Below are 18,098 nucleotides of genomic sequence, written 5' to 3'. Positions count from 1 at the left end.
CTACTGTTTGCAGATTATCCCACCTCCAAGCACGATATCTCCGTCATACAAAACCGCTGACTGACCTGCGGTTATCGCGCGCTGAGGTTCGTCAAAAAGAATTTTGCAGATTCCGCCCTCTTTTTCGGGAAGGGTTACGGTTGCAGGTTGTTCCTTATGCTTATATCTTATCTTGGCGCTGCATCTGATATCGCCCTTTGGCATTTCTCCTGTTATCCAGTGGAAATCCCTGACTGTCACCTCACGCTTAAAAAGATCCTCGTTGTCAGACAGAACCACTCTGTTTTTCTCGGTATCAATCTCCGTGACATAAAGCCTTTTGTCTGCAGGAACCCCGAGACCTCTTCTCTGTCCGATGGTATAATTGATAAGCCCATAGTGGTGTCCTATTACATTTCCGTTCTTATCAACTATATCTCCGTCCGGATATTCCTTACCTCTGTACCTTTTTATCATGGATGCGTAGTCTCCGTCCGGCACAAAGCATATATCCTGGGAGTCGCTCTTGTGAGAGGTCACAAATTCATTTTTTTCCGCAATCTCTCGAGCCTGCGTCTTTTTAAATTCTCCAAGCGGGAACATCGTGTGTGACAGCTGTTCCTCTGTGAGATCATATAGGACATAGCTCTGGTCCTTGGTATCATCCACTGCTTTTTTCAGATAAAAATGGCCGTCCTTTTCCTCTATCCTTGCATAATGTCCTGTGACGATGTATTCACAGTCAAGCTCCTTCGCCTTTTTATAAAGAATATCGAACTTCAGATACTTGTTGCATCTTATGCAGGGATTAGGTGTCTCTCCGCGCTCATAGCTGCATACAAAGGGCTCTATTACGTTATCTATAAACTCTTTTTCATAGTGAAAAATGTGATAGGGAATTCCAATCTTCTCCGTCACGGCTCTGGCATCATCGGTGTCCTTTTTGCTGCAGCAAGTGCCGAAAAGATCCTCGCCTATCATGTCATTTTCATATAATCTCATTGTACAGCCTATGCATGAAAAGCCCTTTTCGCTCATAAGCTCAGCTGCAACGCTGCTGTCCACTCCGCCGCTCATGGCAATGAGTGCTGTCTTTTTCTTGTCCATCTTTCTTCCTTATACTGATGATTAAGGCATCGACGGCTCACAGTGATCTGAACTGTTTACCTCGATGCCCTTTTTCTTAACTCCAGATAATTGTCATATCCACGCTGTCTTTTTTAACTCCGACGATAACATCCTTGGCAAGACTTGCAACTATTGATTTCTCAAGCTCGTCATTTGCCTCCTTAACATCATCCTCTTCATCATCGGCTTCATCCAATGCATCTTTATAGTTGCTAAGCGACCAGATAAGCGGATCTCCCATAGGAGGAAGCTCGCCCGGAGCACCCATTCCGCACATCGTAAAATCGGCTGCTCCTCCGCCATATTCCTGCTGAAGGGACATTACTTCATCAAAATTGAGAAGTCCGTTCTCTATGATATCCCCGATTTTTCCCATGAAGCCTTTAGCGGCTGCATTTTTCTTGGAGGTTGCTACAGAGAGAAGCTCTTCCTTTTTCTCAAGATTCATCTTCGTCTTAGCAAGCAGTTTAACTCTGTACTCGCCGTCTTCATGCTCCATCCAGAAAAGTGCCTGATAATCGCCGGTCATGGCCTTAACCATTCCGATTGTCTCTTCGGCAAGAAGTCTTAAATGAATAGCCCTTTTGCCTGAAAGCCCCTGATGATTAATAAAAGCATCCACTGTATCAAGTGCCTTTTGTGCCTTCTCTTCTGTGTCACTGATGTACAGTTCCTTAGTTTTATCCAACTTTTTAAACCCTCCTCATAAAGAAAATTTAAGAAAATAATCTATATAGTTTATCCTACCATTTTTCGATGTATTCCACAAAACAATTCTATTAAATAAACTTCTGAACAGCCTTCTGAAATTCTTCCACCGCACTGGTGTCGCCATCCTCTATGGCATGAATTATGCAATGAGTCATATGCTCGTTGATTATTTCCTTACCAAGGCTTTTAAGCGCTGAATTAACTGCTGATAGCTGCATCAATACATCTGCGCAATCCTCATCTTCTTCAATCATGGCTTTTACATGATTCAGATGTCCGATAGCTTTGCTAAGCCTGTTTATCTGCTTCTTTTTTATCTCCGGAGAATGATAGTGCGCATGACTATGAATATGTTCGGAATCGTGTTCGTGTTTATGTTCACCTTTTTTCATTATTAGACCTCATACTGCATGTTACTTTTTAAACCATTTTATACCTTCTGAAACCTCAGCGGCAATTCCAATCCGTGGTCTTCCAAAAGCTTCTTATCTCTTAGTATATCATCTGTTTTTCCGTCTGCCTCTATCCTGCCATCATATAGCAAAACCACTCGCTCGCAGGTATCCATTATGAAATCAAGATCGTGGGATGCAATTATTATAAGGCATGAAAGCTCGTTCAAAACACCTATGAGATTGCGCCTGTTCCTTGGATCAAGAGCGATTGAAGGCTCATCCATAAGTATTATATCAGGTTCCATGGAAAGAATCGTAGCTATTGCGGAGAGCTTTTTCTCACCTCCGGAGAGCTTGAAGTTCTGCTTTTTTCTAAGTTCCTCGATATGCACCTTTTGAAGTGCCTCGGTCACTCTCTTTTCAACCTCATCCTTGGAGAGCCCATAGTTTCTTGGTCCGAAGGCCACATCATCTTCTACTGTCGATAAAAAGAGCTGGCTGTCGGAATCCTGAAAAACGTAGCCTATGTGCTCCCTTATATGGTTTAAGTTCTTGCTGTTTACAGGATGACCTGCCACCTCAAGTTTCCCGTCATAATCAAGGTACAATCCCACAAGAAGCTTTAATAATGTGGACTTTCCGATTCCGTTCGCGCCGATAAGTCCGATACTCTCTCCTTCGGATGCATGAAAATTGATATCAAACAATACCTGGGCATTCTTTTCATAGGAAAAGTTCAGGTTTTCAATTGTTAGTAGTTCGCCGTGTACTCCGGTTTGCATATAGGTCCCCTCATCCGCCCTTCGGGCACCTTCCCCCTGTGGGGGAAGGCTTTATTATTCATCATATTTTAATTATATTTCTTATAAATACAAATATCGCTATCCAGGCGATTGTGTATATTATATCAAAAGGCCTAGCCTTAATTTCTTCCATGTCAAAATCTCCTTTAAAGCCTCTAAGGAGCATACTCTCATAAACAACACCCGCTCTGTCCATACTTCTTATCAGCCACATTCCAACGAGGGTTCCCCAGGCCGAGTAGTGGATTCCCTTCTGGCGCGGTGCTCTGAGCTTATATGCGGTGGCAATTCTGTCTGCCTCTTCGCCCATTATAAAAAAATATCTCTCAATCAGAAGAATTACAATGACTATAATCTTTGGAACATGTATCAGTCTCAGCGCATGACACAGTTTTTCAATGGATGTCGTAGCAATCAGTATATATGCGGCAAGCACTGCATAAAAACCCTTCAGCATAAGCGTGATCATTGAGATAACTCCGCCGCTTATACCAATCTCACCCACATAAAACAATATATCTCTGTCAAAAAACGGATTGAGAATTCCAACGAAAAGTACAAGCGGCAAAATAAGTCTCATGCGATAAATTCCCATTCTAAGGGACAACTCACCGACTATAAATCCGAAAGCAGGATATACAGCCATCAAAATAAGTGGTGCCAGGGCATATTTATCAAAGGATACCACAGTAAAAATGTACATAACGGAAATAAGCAGCTTTCCCAGAGGATGAAGGTCATTCATCCAGTGGGAACGCTGCCATAACTCCTGTATCTTTTGAAATTCACGTAATCTTTTTTCTATTGAATCCATTAAATATTTCCGACAGGTTTATCCTTCTTAAAGAACTTAAATGCATAGCATGCACCGATCAGGATAGCAACAACTACCAAAGCACCTACTATTCCTGAAAAGCTCGTGCCGACAGCTGCTTCGCTGTTCTTAAACGCATAATCGGGAAGCAGTGATGTTGCTGTCTGAATGCTGTCTGCAACCTCATAAGCGCCGCCTGCTGCTTCAAGTTCTGCTGTTCCCGCAACCTTCTCCATAGACCACTCAAGTCCGTCCGGAAAAGCTGAAGCGAAAAGTGAAACAATACCGCCGCAGATAGCTGCAATAACACCAAGAACCACAATAGTATTCTTAAGTGAAAGTTTTCCTTCCTTTGCCTTGCTCTCATCTCCAACTCCCCAGAGAAGCTCAGGTCTTGCCTCATTTACAAAAATAAGTACTGCTGCTGTAATAAGGCCCTCAACCGCTCCGATTGCAAGGTGAATCGGCTGCATGGTAGCAACAAATACCGAGAACGGAAGCTCTGTAATTCCTGAAGCCAGGGTTTCAAGAGTAACTGAAAAAGCTCCCATCTGAAGTGTCAAGACGCAGCCAAGTATTGAAGCTAAAAGTATTTTTCCTCTGGTTGCTCCTTTTTTCATAATGGTCTTCCATATCAAAAGGGCACCTACAAAACACCCATAAAAGGCCATATTCCATACATTACACCCCAAGGCTAGCAGACCTCCGTCCGCAAACAGCAGACATTGTACCAAAAGGACTCCAATCATGGTAAGGAATCCTGCGTAAGGACCAAGAAGAGCTGAAAGCATCATGCCTCCGCAAAGATGCCCCGATGAACCTGTGCCCGGAATGGTAAAGTTGAGCATCTGTGTTGCAAAAACAAATGCACCCATAACGCCCATTACAGGGATTTTTTTAGGATCATTCTCCTCTTTAACCTGTTTGATTGAGTAAGCTGCCGCTCCTGTGGATAGTACATACATAGTGCCTGCTACTGCAGGTGAAACCAAAGCATCCGCCATGTGCATAGTAAAAAATCCTCCTGATTTGTTGAAAATACGTGGCAAAAAGCTCTTCAAAACTTTGAATTTTCTTTTTGCTCAAGAAGAATTATAGCTTTACAGGCAGAAGTCGCAAGCCCCCCAGGGGGTTATTTTTCGCCAAAAATCCGTATTTTTATGTATCGTTATATTTTATGAGATATATTATGGAATACGATAAACAGAAAAGTTACAATCATATTTAAGAGTATATTTTGCATTATTAGTTTAGTTTATGATTTTATTATAATTAGTTCAGACTTTGGTTATAAATCTTATGCTTCTTTTAGGCTATGTACATACTTTAGACAAACATTAAAGGTATTATACAAGTATCAGAAGTGAGAACTTCTGACTCCCCCAACAAAACTTTTTTCATACCAGAGCTGTCAGATTCCCCATCTGACAGCTCCTCCTCCATTAATGGGGGATTTTTTTATTTTCGCCTTTTGTTCTTAGGGTTAGATTCCCTCATCCGGCGCTTCGCGCCACCTGTTTTATTAGAAGTTCTTTTTGAAGCATTTCCTTTTTCTTCATGCTTTATGCTTTGAGAAGGCTTGCGGGGCGGAATAAGGAACTGCGGTCCGAAGCCGATAAGGTCCTCTCTGTGCTCGCGAAGAAGCGCTTCCTTAACAAGATCGTAATTCTCAGGTCTTCTAAACTGAATGAGTGCTCTCTGCATCGCTTTTTCATGCGGATCTCTTGCCACATACACACTCTCCATAGTAAGCGGATCAAGACCTGTGTAGTACATGCAGGTAGAAACCGTGCCGGGCGTGGGATAAAAATCCTGAACCTGTTCGGGGCTGAGCTTATGCTTGCAAAGATACTCAGCAAGAGCTATGGCATCCTTCAGGGTGCTTCCCGGATGCGATGACATCAGGTAAGGCACTGCATACTGCTGCATTCCAAGCTGCTTGTTTACTCTATCGAATTTTTCAATAAAACGATCATAGACCTTAACGCCGGGTTTACCCATCTTACTTAGAACATTATCGGAGATGTGCTCAGGAGCCACTCTCAGCTGCCCGCTGATGTGGTGCTTACACAGCTCCCGTAAAAATGTATCATCCTTATCCGCAAGCAGATAATCGAATCTTATTCCCGACCTTACAAAGACCTTTTTAACCCCGGGCAGTGCGCGGAGCTTCTTTAAAATGCTGAGGTAGTCCTTGTGGTCCACGTCCATGTTTTTGCAAACCTCCGGATGAAGGCATTTCTTATTCGGGCATGCTCCGAGCTTCATCTGCTTTTTGCAGGCAGGTTTTCTGAACTGAGCCGTGGGGCCTCCGACGTCATGGATATAGCCCTTGAAGTCCTTTTCTTCAAGAAAAAGCTTGGCCTCTTTAATGATGGACTCATGACTTCTAGCCTGAACTATTCTCCCCTGATGGAAAGTAAGAGCGCAGAAATTGCACTCCCCAAAACATCCTCTGTTGGAGGTAATGGAATATTTTATCTCATCAAAGGCAGGTACACCTCCCGCAGCATCGTATACGGGGTGCCAGGCCCTCATATAATCTCTCTCATAGACATCGTCAAACTCCTGCTGTGTAAGCGGTCTTGCAGGGGGATTTTGCACCACAAAAAGGCTGCCGTCATAGGTTTCATACAGTCGTTTACCGTTAAAGGGATCCGTATTTTTATACTGTATGCTAAAGCTTTCGGCATACTTTCTTTTATCTGACTTAATCTCTTCAAACGACGGAAGCTTAATCGCATCGTATATGTCTTCCTCGTTTCTGGTCTTATAAACAGTGCCGTTTATGAAGGAAACATCAGCGATATTCATGCCTGAAGCCAGGGCATCCGCTATCTCGACTATGCTTACTTCGCCCATTCCATAGGATATAATATCAGCCCCGGAATCAAGCAAAATAGAGCGCCTTACCTTATTCGACCAGTAATCGTAGTGTCCTAGTCTTCTAAGGCTTCCCTCAATACCGCCCACGATTATGGGCTCATGCTTATAAACTTTTCTAATGAGATTACAGTATACGATAGTCGCATAATCGGGACGAAGTCCCATCTTGCCGCCCGGACTGTAGGCATCAGTCTTTCTGCGCTTTCCTGCAACTGTGTAATGGTTCACCATGGAATCCATATTACCGGCAGAGACCAGAAATCCGAGTCTGGGCGTTCCGAGAACCGTTATGCTGTTTTCATCCCTGAAATCGGGCTGACAAATAAGGCCCACGCTGTAACCGTGAGTCTCTAATGTTCTTGTTATGATGGCGGCACCAAAACTTGAATGGTCTACGTAGGCATCGCCGCATACATAGACGAAGTCAAGCTGATCTATACCGCGCTCTTTCATGTCTTCTTTGCTGATTGGAGGAAATTGATTCATTCTTACCTCTTTTATGCGTTCGCTTCGTTCATCTCTTTTAAGAGTTTGTCTGCATATACAAGCTTAACACATACCGTGAAGATCTCCATTGCTGTGCGAAGATCCGCAAGTGAAGGATATGTAGGAGCAATACGGATGTTGCTGTCCTTGGGATCCTTCTTATAAGGGAAGGTTGCACCGGCACCTGTCATGGTAACTCCGGCCTTCTTAGCTCTGTCTACAATAGCCTTAGCACAGCCCTCAGGTGCATCAAAGCTGATAAAATAGCCTCCCTTGGGTCTTGTCCAATCACCGATCTTATAGGGAGCCAGATCCCTGTCGAGAATCTCAAGAACTGCTTCGAACTTAGGTCTTATGATCTCGGCATGTTTTTTCATATGTTCCTTCATGCCCTCGATGTCGCCGAAGAATCTCACATGACGGAGCTGGTTAACCTTATCGTGTCCGATGGTCTGGTTTGAAAGCTGAGCCTTGATCTCCTCAAGGTTATTGAGAGAGGTTGCAAGGGCAGCGATTCCGCTTCCGGGGAAAGTGATCTTGGAAGTCGATGAAAACTTGTAAACCATATCGGGACTTCCGGCCTTCTTACACTCTTCAAGAATCTCAATCAGATAATCCTGATCATCATCATAGAGATGGTGAATTCCGTATGCGTTATCCCAGAAAATTCTGAAGTCTCTTGCAGCGGGGCGAAGTCTTGCAAATCTTCTAACTGTCTCATCTGAATATGAATATCCCTGAGGATTGGAATACTTCGGAACGCACCAGATTCCCTTTATTGATTCATCCTCGGAAACAAGCTTCTCTACCATGTCCATATCCGGTCCTTCGGGTGTCATGGGAACCGGAACATTCTCTATTCCGAAATACTCTGTAATTGCGAAATGTCTGTCATATCCCGGTACAGGGCAAAGGAACTTAACCTTATCAAGCTTACACCAGGGAGTATTGCCCATGATTCCGTGGGTATACGCTCTTGAAACTGTATCATACATTACATTAAGTGATGAATTGCCGTAGATAATGATATTTTCAGGCTTATTCTCCATCATAGCTCCGATGAGGACCTTAGCCTCGTGTATGCCGTCAAGCACTCCGTAATTACGGCAGTCTGTTCCGTCTTCACAGGAAAGATCAGCGCCGGAATTAAGCGCGTCCATCATTCCCATGGAAATATCAAGCTGCTCGTGGCAGGGCTTACCTCTCGCCATGTTGAGGGTCAAATCCATGGCCTGGTATCTCTTGTACTCTGCTCGCATGTTGGCAAGCTCGCGTTCAAGCTCTTCTTTATTCATCTCCTTGTAATCTTTAATCATAACTGTAGGCTCCTTACTTCGATTTAAACTCTAAAGATTATACAACAAATATAAATAAATAGGAAGAAAATAAAAAAGCTGCTGCATTTTTATGCAACAGTTAGAGTCCCTCATCCGGCGCTGCGCGCCACCTTCCCCCAAAGGGGGGGAAGGCACTATAGACTATTAACACTAAAAATATAATCAAATTGGATCAATCAAATCTCTGTACCACTTGAGTGCATCCGTGTAAGCTTTGTAGGTCGCATCCATGTCGATTTCTTCGGTAATCATGAGACGTGAAACCTCCTGCCAGGAAGCATTCTCATATTCGAACATGAACTGTAATACAGGCCACAGATCACCTGTATGTCTAAGGAGAGCATCCTCAATCTTCTTGGATACATGCACCAGCTTAAGTGACTGTTCCATAGTCTGGTCAAGCATGACATCAAGAAGTGAAAACAGTCCGGCTAGGAAGAGCTCCGGTGCAAGGCCTTTTTGCTTAAAGCACTCAGCAAGATTTTCGGCAAATTTTGCTCTCACCATGGAAATACGTGTAATCTCACTTGGCTTATCGGAGCAAAGTTCCTTCGTTACCGCTGTATTTATCCATCTCTTAAGCTCTTTTTGTCCAAGCATTGCAGCCGCATGTCTTACGGAAGTAATTTCAGAATTGAGGCTCATGTGGTTAACCATTTCCAGCATAGAAATGACAAGAGCGGCATCCTTTCCGATTACATCAGCAGCAGCCTGGAGATCAAAATCAGGATTGTTGACAACATTCAAAAGCTCAATATATGTAACCTTCAAAGGAGCTACGGTCTTCTCGGATTCTTCTACCGGAAGTCTGAAGAAAATACCTTCATACAGATCATAGGCCCCGTCTGAAGTAAGTCTGTCGTAGTCCTCCTTGGTGTCCACGCCAACAGCGCATAGCTTGATGTCAGGATAAGCTCTGGTAAAATATATCTTTGCACTTCTGATATTCACCTTGCGGTGGTCAAGAAGAATATAATCGCACATCTCCAGAATAGGCTTATAGGTCTCAAACTGATTACCTGCAAGCTTTCTTATCGCAATTTTGTACCCCTGTCCTCGAAGATCCCACAGCCTTGACAGATAAGGCTCCTCAGGAAGCACCGAAGTATCCAGAAGAAGAACTATTATGTTCTTAGGTGCTCTGCACTGTTCCTCTATATTGGCAAATAGTGAAATATTGTTGATCTCAACGAAGACTTCCTTACCTCCGGAAAGGACATTTGTTCCAACGCTGTCCACAATGTCAAGACCTACAATGTTGACAACATTATCCAAGAACCCGGTCCCCATCAGATAAGGATTCATCAGATGATTATCTCTCTGTGCAAATACAGAATAGGCACAGACTTTCATTTCATCATCAAACAAAGGAATCAATGAAGCAAGCATTTCAATACTCCTTTCAAAGTTCGCGTACATTTGTCTGTCAATTTATTATATCATTACGAAAAAACATACACAATTGTTTCGTTTATTAAATATGTATGAAAAAAAAACAGCCCCTAAGGCTGTTTTGAAATAATCCCGAGAATGCCGGTTCCGGTTATTTGACTCCTAGCTAACGCCAGGTGGGTTACCGCAGCCCTTTTCGCTGTCTTCCTCTCCCATAGCTTGTCTGCACATGTGCAGGGCCGGAGGCGTGACATTGGAAAATGCAATCTAGGTGTCCCGTTTAAAGTAAATGTAGGTTCAAATTACACCGGAGTTGTCGAGCATCCCAGGCGAGCACTTGGCTCGAAACGCTGATCTGCGTCAGCTTCTAATTACATTATAAACCTACACCCCGCTAAATCAATAGATTTTGCCTAAAAAATTATTAATTTAATATGAAGAAAAGCGCATGAAATCTACACTTCACGCGCTTTTTTATGAAATAATTATTTAATCGGTCTGGTCTGTTTTTTAAGCCATTCTTTTATCTCATTCTCTTCGATAAGAGGTGAGATTGTATCATAAACCAGTTTCTGATATTCATTGATTGCATCAATCTCGCGAGGCTGCAGATACTTTTTATCAATGGCATCAGGGTCGAGAGGTACATAGGTAAGATGGCGGAATTCAAGGAACTGTCCGTCACTATTCTTCTCACCGTATACAACCTCAAGGATATTCTCGATGCGGATTCCATGCTTACCCTCGATATATACGCCGGGCTCATCCGACATGATCATACCTACCTTAAGCGGTGCTTCATCCTCAGAAGATCTGGACTTCCATCTTATGCTGTGAGGTCCCTCGTGAACATTAAGCATATATCCGATTCCGTGACCTGTTCCACACTTGTAATCGATTCCGATATTCCAAAGGGGCTGTCTTGCAAGAATATCAAGGTTTCTACCGTTGCAGCCTTCAAGGAAATGTGCATTGGCGAGCTGAAGCATTCCCACAGCGGTGAGTGTGTAGTGCTTTTTCTCTTCATCGGATACGGGACCGAGAACTATGGTTCTTGTAACATCAGTTGTTCCGCCCATGTAGGTTGCTCCTGAATCAACAAGCAGGAAGTCCTCCGGCTTAAGCTCTGCATTGGACTGCGCTGTTGCTTCATAGTGCATCATAGCAGCATTATCCTTATAGGCACTGATTGTCGGGAATGAAAGCTCAATGAATCCGGGAATCTGAGATCTCATCTCATCCAGATGCATTGCAGCGGTATACTCGTTCAATGTGCCGTTTTTAACTTCATTTTTAACCCAGTAGATGAACTTCGTAAGAACAGCGGAATCCTTTATGTAAACTTCCCTGATGTTCTTTATCTCAGTCTCATTTTTGCATGCCTTCATCATCTCTGTCGGATCGTAGATGTTCTTGATATTGGCACCGCTGCTTTCTGAATTATCCTTTATTGTTCTGTAAACCGAATAGCTTACATTTCTCTCATCATAAAGTGTTAAGCCTTCATACTCATATTCATCGAGCCAGTTTATTATCCTGTCATAGGAGATAATCTCGATTCCGTTATTGGCACAGTAAGCGCGGACCTCATCATTTAACTCTTCAATCTGTACAAACATGCTTACAGACTTTTTAGTTATGAACAGGTAACTGAGTATAACGGGATTGCATTCCACATCATTTCCGCGAAGATTCGTAAGCCAGCAAATATCGTCAAGTTTGCAGAGAAGATATGCGTTTGCTTTCTCCTCTTCCATAACTTTTCTGATATCGGCAAGCTTGTCCGCAAAGGACTTGCCACAGAGTTCATCCGACAAAACATATATAGGATTGCAAGGAAGAGCAGGTCTTTCACTCCAGACTTCTCCGGCAAGATCCTTGTCGAACTTTATCTTTACCTGATTCTTTTTCAGCTTCTTTTCATAAGCAAGTCCCTCTCTTGCAGGAACCACTTTTCCGTCAAAACCGAGAACCTGTCCGTTCTTCATATTCTCAGAGAGGTATTCTGAAATTGTGGGAACGCCTTCCTCTCCCATCTTGTAAAGAGTAACTCCTGTACCCTCCATCTCTCTCTCGGCCTGAATAAAATATCTTCCGTCAGTCCACATTCCGGCCCAGTCGGCGGATACCACGAGAGTTCCGTTTGAGCCTGTAAAGCCGCAGAAATACTCACGTGCTTTGAAAAAATCGGCTGAGTATTCCGAGTTATGGTAGTCGGAAGTCGGCATCAGATAATAGTCAATGCCGTTTGCTGCCATTTTTTCTCTAAGGGCGGATAATCTGCCCATTATTAAATCATTCATCTTATTTTTTGCCTCCAAAAATCCCCTCATCCGGCGCTTCGCGCCACCTTCCCCCTAGGGGGAAGGCATTTTACCTGTCTTCCATAGGGATATAGTCTTTATAGTCGCTTACTGCCATATAAGCAGGGCGAATAATCTTGCTGTTGTTAGCAAGCTCTTCCATTCTGTGAGCACTCCAGCCGACGATACGCGCAATTGCAAACATCGGAGTAAAGAGCTCCTCGGGAAGCTCGAGCATCTTGTAAACAAAACCTGAGTAGAAGTCGACATTTATACTTACGCCCTTGTACATCTTGCGCTCTGCGCTGATAACCTCGGGTGCAAGTCTCTCAACAGCTTCATAGAGAGCAAGCTCTTTTTCCATGCCCTTCTCCTCAGCAAGCTGTACAGTGTACTCCTTAAGGAGCACTGCTCTTGGATCGGACTTTGAGTAGATAGCATGTCCTACACCGTAGATAAGTCCTGCTTTATCAAAGGCCTCCTTGTGAAGAAGTTTCTTCAAATACTCCTTGACCTCTTCCTCATCGGACCAGTCCTTAAGCTCTTTTTCCATCTGCTCAAACATGTGAATAACCTTGATGTTCGCGCCGCCGTGACGGGGTCCCTTAAGTGAACCGATAGCCGCAGCAATAACGGAATAAGTATCTGTCATGGATGAGCTCACAACGTGAGTCGTAAAGGACGAGTTGTTACCACCACCGTGCTCCATATGAAGAATCAGGCAAATATCTAATAGTCTAGCCTCCAGCTCAGTATACTTACTGTCCGGACGAAGCAGATACAAAATATGCTCAGCCGTAGACAGTTCTGCCTTCGGCGGATGTATAAAAAGGCTCTTCCCTTCATGATAATGGTTATAAGCCTGGTATCCGTAAATAGCAAGGAGCGGGAACAGACTTATCATCTGAAGACTCTGCCTGAGTACATTGGGCATAGAAACATCGTCAGCATGATCGTCATAGGAATAAAGCGTAAGTACACTCCTTGAAAGGGTATTCATCATATCACGGCTGGGTGCCTTCATGATGATGTCTCTTACAAAGCCTGTGGGCAGAGATCTGTAAAAGCCCAGAAGCTCAGTAAAGCCCTGGAGTTCATCCTTATTGGGAAGTTTTCCGAATAAAAGAAGATACGCTGCTTCCTCAAATCCGTACTTTGTCTTGCTTGCTGTTCCGTGAACAATCTCTTTAACATTTATTCCGCGGTAGTACAGTTCACCGTCTGCCGGTACTCTCTCTCCGTTTACCTCTTTTGTGGCATTGATGGTGGATATATTTGTAAGACCTGTCAGTACGCCCTTACCATTTAAGTCACGCAGTCCCCTTTTTACATCAAATTTTGTGAAAAGCTCAGGATCTATCTGATCGGCGGTCTCAACAATCTGCGCGAGACCGGATAACTGTGGTGTGTTATCTGTGTAAATGTTTGTCTCGTTATGACTCATTCCCATACAACCTCCTGTTTCATCATACCCTCATCGAAGGAAATCCCTAACTGCGTCAGCAAGTGCGTCCTTTGCCACAACCTTATCATGTCTAACCTTAGCGTCGCGAATGCTGGTAACTGCTTCAGGAATCTCCACCCCTGAAACCTCTGAGAGCTTGTCTGCAAGCTGGAAATCGTCAAGACTTGCATCGTCTTTTCCGAGAGCCTGCATAACGCTTCTGGTGAACTTGTAAGGACTTGCGGTAGATGCGATAACCGTAACAGTCTTATCGCCCGTATCCTTTACATATCTGTCGTAGACGCTTGAAGCAACTGCTGTATGTGTATCGATAAGATATCCTGTGTTGTCAAAAAGATTCTTTATTGCGGAAGCTGTCTCCTCCTCTGTGGCAAATCCGCCGTAGAAGCAGTCAAGCTCCTTTCTCATAGAATCTGTAATCTCATATTTTCCGTTCTCAGAGAGCTCCTTCATATAGGAAGCATCTGCATTTGCATCATCACCTGCGATGTGATAAATAAGTCTCTCAAGGTTAGATGAGATGAGAATATCCATTGAAGGTGAGCTTGTGAGCACGAACTCACGGTTTCTGTCATACTCTCCGGTCTTAAAGAAATCATATAAAACCTTGTTGGAGTTTGATGCGCAGATAAAGGTCTTGATCGGAAGTCCCATCTTACTTGCATAATATGCAGCGAGGATGTTACCGAAGTTACCTGTGGGAACCACAACATTTATCGGGTCTCCCTCTGCAATTCTGCCCTCCTTAAGGAGTCTTGTGTATGCATAAACATAATATACAATCTGAGGAACAAGTCGTCCTATATTGATGGAGTTAGCTGATGAAAACTGGAAGCCCTTCTCATCAAGTTCCTTTGCAAAATCAGGATCTGTGAATATCTTCTTAACTCCGGTCTGAGCATCGTCGAAGTTACCCTCAATTCCGATAACGCAGGTGTTGTCTCCCTCCTGAGTTACCATCTGCTTTTCCTGGATAGGTGATACGCCATTCTTGGGATAGAATACGCAGATTCTTGTTCCGGGCACATTAGCAAAGCCTGCAAGTGCAGCCTTACCTGTATCTCCGCTGGTAGCGGTAAGAATAACGATCTCATTCTTGATCTGATTCTTCTTGGCAGCTGTGGTCATAAGATAAGGCAGAATTGAAAGTGCCATATCCTTAAATGCGATGGTTTTTCCATGATAGAGCTCCAGATAAAATGCTCCGTCAGCCTCGGTCATGGGTGCCATCTCAGGTGTATCGAATTTGGAGTCATAGGCATGTTCAATACAGTAGCGAAGCTCTTCCTCAGTAAAATCGGACAGTAAAAGCTTCATAACCTGATAAGCTGTCTCGCGGTAATCCATCTCCTTAAGCTCTGAGAGACTCTTATCAAGCTTCGGAATGCTGTCGGGAACAAAAAGTCCTCCATCCGAAGCAAGCCCCTGCAGAATAGCCTGTGAAGCTGTTACCTTCTTCTTATCACCTCTGGTACTTGAATACATAACGTTCATGTTGCCACGCTCCTTTGTTTTTCTTATTTTCTAAGTGCTGTCTAATATGATAGAATAATGAAAAGACGACTCTACACTGATGAGTGTTTGAACGATTTTCTTATGACATTACTTTGAGTACAAAGTATACCACAAAACTGCATATAAATACACAACTGAATTTAAGCTTATGGGGGTAAACTTAAATGACTGGTAAGGTTACGGGGGTGTATGAAACAAGTTTGAAGGACGGGACGAAATCCTACAGAGCGTCCATCACCTTCAGGGGGAAGCACATAGCATTGGGGTCCTTTGCCGATAAGAAGACCGCGGGGAAGGTCTACGATCAGGCTGCAGCCGTACTTTCTGACAGCAGCTGCACAATTGACTCCTATAAAAAGGGGCAGCCTCTGCCCTTTGAAAAGTTTGTGGTTCTTATCAACTTCAGAGACAAAGGGCTTTATATTCCTACGCCCATCTATCTTGAAAAAAAGTACTTTTTCTACTATCTCTCACCGAGCCACACACTTATTTTTGATATTGACGATCTCTTCTATTATTCATCACATAAGATAATGAAGAGAGGTTCACATCTTTTCGTGGCTGACTATGGCTCCCAGATCAGCATCCTAAGCCGCTACGGAATCCGAAGTTATGCGGTTGAAGGGCGTGACTACCGCTTTGCCAACGGTAACTCCAATGACCTTCGATATGAAAATATCGAGATCCTTAATCGCTACCACGGCGTAAGACAGTACGCTGAGCGCGGATTTCTGAAGTATAAGGTTGTGATTCATGTAAACGGAAATTTTGTGGTAGGAAAATACAATACTGAAAATGAAGCTGCCATCGCCTATAATAAGGCAGCCGATATTTTGAAGAAAAACGGTTACGATAAAAATTATATGCTTAATTATATAGAGGATCTGTCCGCTTCGGAATATGCAACCCTCTATACCAGCATCCGCATTTCACCCAAGATCATGAAGCTCTCCTCTCCTTCCGGTAAATCAGAGCGCATGGCCATGGATGCATAAATAATCTTCGAAGGATCATATATTTTATGCAATCACATACATTAAAAATACAAAACAAAATGTCAGTAAATACCCGCAATTACCTGCGGGTATTGTTTATGTTCATATGCTTTTTTACCGGCTCTATGCTCTCAGGCTGCAACAAGGTCCCGAATGATGAGGCAAGTCAGAAAGTCGGTTTCTTCTTTGATACCGTGATAACTCTTACCGCCTACAACAAGGACTTTGTATCAGAGGATTCCTCGTTTTTCACAAGAAACTCTGATGCCGAAAAAAGCTGCGACGAATTTCTATCTGAATGTCTTACCGAGTGCTCCAGATATGAGAATCTGTTTTCGAACAAAAAGGAAGGAAGCGATGTCTGGAACATCAATCATGCCGGCGGCAGCGCCGTAGTGGTTGGCAAAGACACCTATGAGCTCATAGAAAAAGCGCTTGAATATGCCGAGCTCTCCGAGGGCGCTTTTGATCCTACGATCGGAACCGTTACCGATCTTTGGAATTTTCATGCAGATTCCGACAAGGCAATTCCGGAATCTTCTATCATGTCTGATGCTCTTTTACATGTAGATTATAAAAATGTCGAATTAAATGAAGACGATGGGGAGTATACTGTCCGCCTCCTTGATAAAGGAGCCGAGCTTGATCTTGGCGGAATAGCCAAGGGCTATATCGCTGATAAATTAAAGCAGTTTTATTTGGAAAGAGGCATAAACAGCGGGATCATAAATCTTGGCGGAAATGTGCTTTTGATTGGCCAAAAGCCGAATAAATCAGGTGGTTTTACAGACTTTACCACAGGTGTTCAGAGGCCCTTTGGCGATGAAAATGATCCCATAACAACTCTTTCTCTTTCAGACAAATCCGTTGTAACCTCCGGAATTTACGACCGCTATTTTGAAAAAGACGGCGAACTCTATCATCATATTCTGGATTCCAAAACCGGTTTTCCGATAAAAAATAATCTGTACAGTGTTACTATAATATCTGACTCTTCAGCTGACGGTGATGCTCTCTCAACTATTTGCTATATTTACGGCATAGAAAAGGGGATGAAGCTCATTGAGTCCATCCCCGATACCTACGTAATGTTCATTACGGATAATTATGAAGTTGTAACCTCAGAAGGTTTTCCCACTGATTAAAGCATAAGATTCATCATGTTGCTCTTTTGCTGCTCATCATCCTGCTGCTTCTTCTGCATCTGCAGACGATATGCATCCAGTGTCTGGTTCTTCTTAAGCTCTGTAACCTCCTGGGCAATGTCGGTATCAGCTATTGAGCTCTGAGCACTTAAGAGATTCTCTCTTGCAATGTTGCTGTAGCTTACATTGTGCTCAAATCCGTTTGTTACTGCACCAACCTCGCCTCTTGCATTGCTTACATTCGCAATTGCTGCATCAATGGAATCGAGATCGTTAACATCAAGCTTATCAAGTCCCAGTGATTTCATCTGGGATGAGTCAAGCTGCTGGCCGATTCCCTGCATCAGCTGTGAATTTGCATTTGCAATATCGCTCCTGTCGCTTGTTGAAAGTGTTCCATTCTGAGCATATACTGCGTTCTCACGAATGCTCTGAAGATAATCGGTAACACCATCCAGTACGCCGTCCTTAATGTTCAGCTGGCCAATGTTCTCCAATCCGTTCCTGGCCTGAACCTTCATGGTTCTCTGCTCTTTTTCCATCTTCTCATTGATAGCGAGTCCGGCAGCATCGTCAGCAGCACTCTGTAACTTCTTACCGCTAGCTATCTTGCCGTATTGCGAGTAGTTGGAATAGCTATTATTACTTATGCCTCCTATCATATGTGCGCTCCTTTCTTTCCTCCGTGAAAAAGGATAAATCCATTTTTGCGCCGCAGCCTCATCTCCGGTCCCCACCATTAAC

At 43.5% G+C, this 18,098-nt stretch carries 15 protein-coding genes and 1 other RNA gene; 2 read left to right on the top strand and 14 right to left on the bottom strand.

Going from position 1 to position 18,098, the window contains the following annotated elements; all coding sequences use genetic code 11:
* The 13 genes from mnmA to thrC all read right to left on the bottom strand — a co-directional run bounded on the left by mnmA (position 1) and on the right by thrC (position 15,193).
* Positions 1–1,086 (bottom strand): tRNA 2-thiouridine(34) synthase MnmA, encoded by a 1,086-nt coding sequence (mnmA, locus tag G630_RS0110235; protein WP_026498516.1) that lies wholly within the window; start codon positions 1,084–1,086, stop codon positions 1–3.
* 76 nt (positions 1,087–1,162) lie between these two features.
* Positions 1,163–1,795, bottom strand: coding sequence for a hypothetical protein (locus tag G630_RS0110230; protein WP_022760549.1), 633 nt, complete (start codon positions 1,793–1,795; stop codon positions 1,163–1,165).
* Positions 1,796–1,886: 91 nt separating this feature from the next.
* Complete coding sequence (locus tag G630_RS0110225; protein WP_026498515.1) at positions 1,887–2,210, bottom strand: metal-sensing transcriptional repressor; 324 nt, start codon at positions 2,208–2,210, stop codon at positions 1,887–1,889.
* Between the two features lie 38 nt (positions 2,211–2,248).
* Entirely contained in the window at positions 2,249–2,995 is a 747-nt protein-coding gene (locus G630_RS0110220) for an energy-coupling factor ABC transporter ATP-binding protein (protein WP_026498514.1), read from the bottom strand.
* Positions 2,996–3,056: 61 nt separating this feature from the next.
* Positions 3,057–3,830, bottom strand: a complete 774-nt coding sequence (gene cbiQ / locus G630_RS0110215; RefSeq protein ID WP_026498513.1) for a cobalt ECF transporter T component CbiQ — start codon at positions 3,828–3,830, stop codon at positions 3,057–3,059.
* Complete coding sequence (locus G630_RS0110210; protein ID WP_022760545.1) at positions 3,830–4,840, bottom strand: energy-coupling factor ABC transporter permease; 1,011 nt, start codon at positions 4,838–4,840, stop codon at positions 3,830–3,832. Before G630_RS0110210 ends, cbiQ begins: the two co-directional genes overlap by 1 nt.
* A gap of 448 nt (positions 4,841–5,288) precedes the next feature.
* Positions 5,289–7,202 (bottom strand): YgiQ family radical SAM protein, encoded by a 1,914-nt coding sequence (locus G630_RS21450; RefSeq protein ID WP_044959089.1) that lies wholly within the window; start codon positions 7,200–7,202, stop codon positions 5,289–5,291.
* 11 nt (positions 7,203–7,213) lie between these two features.
* Positions 7,214–8,515 carry an aminotransferase gene (locus G630_RS0110200; protein WP_026498512.1) on the bottom strand — a complete coding sequence of 434 codons (1,302 nt, stop codon included), beginning with the start codon at positions 8,513–8,515 and terminating at the stop codon, positions 7,214–7,216.
* A gap of 186 nt (positions 8,516–8,701) precedes the next feature.
* Complete coding sequence (locus tag G630_RS0110195) at positions 8,702–9,928, bottom strand: EAL and HDOD domain-containing protein (RefSeq protein WP_026498511.1); 1,227 nt, start codon at positions 9,926–9,928, stop codon at positions 8,702–8,704.
* 128 nt (positions 9,929–10,056) lie between these two features.
* A non-coding RNA gene (ssrS, locus tag G630_RS24200) (6S RNA) lies at positions 10,057–10,266 on the bottom strand.
* 150 nt (positions 10,267–10,416) lie between these two features.
* Entirely contained in the window at positions 10,417–12,234 is a 1,818-nt protein-coding gene (locus tag G630_RS0110190; protein ID WP_026498510.1) for an aminopeptidase P family protein, read from the bottom strand.
* Between the two features lie 70 nt (positions 12,235–12,304).
* Positions 12,305–13,678 carry a citrate/2-methylcitrate synthase gene (locus G630_RS0110185; RefSeq protein ID WP_026498509.1) on the bottom strand — a complete coding sequence of 458 codons (1,374 nt, stop codon included), beginning with the start codon at positions 13,676–13,678 and terminating at the stop codon, positions 12,305–12,307.
* A 30-nt stretch (positions 13,679–13,708) separates the two neighbouring features.
* Positions 13,709–15,193, bottom strand: coding sequence for a threonine synthase (gene thrC, locus G630_RS0110180; RefSeq protein WP_026498508.1), 1,485 nt, complete (start codon positions 15,191–15,193; stop codon positions 13,709–13,711).
* 185 nt (positions 15,194–15,378) lie between these two features.
* Between thrC and G630_RS0110175 the strand changes: the two genes are divergently transcribed.
* On the top strand, positions 15,379–16,209 hold the full coding sequence (locus tag G630_RS0110175) for an AP2 domain-containing protein (RefSeq protein ID WP_026498507.1): 831 nt from the start codon (positions 15,379–15,381) through the stop codon (positions 16,207–16,209).
* 59 nt (positions 16,210–16,268) lie between these two features.
* The gene (locus G630_RS0110170) at positions 16,269–17,354 is read left to right on the top strand and encodes an FAD:protein FMN transferase (RefSeq protein WP_081667862.1); all 1,086 of its coding nucleotides are present in this window, start codon (positions 16,269–16,271) and stop codon (positions 17,352–17,354) included.
* Here G630_RS0110170 and G630_RS0110165 read toward each other — a convergent pair.
* The gene (locus G630_RS0110165) at positions 17,351–18,016 is read right to left on the bottom strand and encodes a flagellin (RefSeq protein ID WP_026498505.1); all 666 of its coding nucleotides are present in this window, start codon (positions 18,014–18,016) and stop codon (positions 17,351–17,353) included. The genes G630_RS0110170 and G630_RS0110165 overlap by 4 nt on opposite strands.
* Positions 18,017–18,098 lie beyond the last annotated feature (82 nt).

Origin of the sequence: Butyrivibrio sp. WCD2001, from assembly GCF_000424485.1 — a bacterium.
Taxonomy (GTDB): domain Bacteria; phylum Bacillota; class Clostridia; order Lachnospirales; family Lachnospiraceae; genus Butyrivibrio.
The sequence above is the reverse complement of the archived record's forward strand: the minus strand, read 5'-3'. Positions and strand labels throughout refer to the sequence as shown.

Coding starts and splice junctions, on each gene's coding strand:
- mnmA (WP_026498516.1), bottom strand. CDS start 1,086: ATGGACAAGAAAAAGACAGCACTCATTGCCATGAGCGGCGGAGTGGAC.
- G630_RS0110225 (WP_026498515.1), bottom strand. CDS start 2,210: ATGAAAAAAGGTGAACATAAACACGAACACGATTCCGAACATATTCAT.
- G630_RS0110220 (WP_026498514.1), bottom strand. CDS start 2,995: ATGCAAACCGGAGTACACGGCGAACTACTAACAATTGAAAACCTGAAC.
- cbiQ (WP_026498513.1), bottom strand. CDS start 3,830: ATGGATTCAATAGAAAAAAGATTACGTGAATTTCAAAAGATACAGGAG.
- G630_RS0110210 (WP_022760545.1), bottom strand. CDS start 4,840: ATGCACATGGCGGATGCTTTGGTTTCACCTGCAGTAGCAGGCACTATG.
- G630_RS21450 (WP_044959089.1), bottom strand. CDS start 7,202: ATGAATCAATTTCCTCCAATCAGCAAAGAAGACATGAAAGAGCGCGGT.
- G630_RS0110195 (WP_026498511.1), bottom strand. CDS start 9,928: ATGCTTGCTTCATTGATTCCTTTGTTTGATGATGAAATGAAAGTCTGT.
- G630_RS0110190 (WP_026498510.1), bottom strand. CDS start 12,234: ATGAATGATTTAATAATGGGCAGATTATCCGCCCTTAGAGAAAAAATG.
- G630_RS0110185 (WP_026498509.1), bottom strand. CDS start 13,678: ATGAGTCATAACGAGACAAACATTTACACAGATAACACACCACAGTTA.
- thrC (WP_026498508.1), bottom strand. CDS start 15,193: ATGAACGTTATGTATTCAAGTACCAGAGGTGATAAGAAGAAGGTAACA.
- G630_RS0110175 (WP_026498507.1), top strand. CDS start 15,379: ATGACTGGTAAGGTTACGGGGGTGTATGAAACAAGTTTGAAGGACGGG.
- G630_RS0110170 (WP_081667862.1), top strand. CDS start 16,269: ATGTCAGTAAATACCCGCAATTACCTGCGGGTATTGTTTATGTTCATA.
- G630_RS0110165 (WP_026498505.1), bottom strand. CDS start 18,016: ATGATAGGAGGCATAAGTAATAATAGCTATTCCAACTACTCGCAATAC.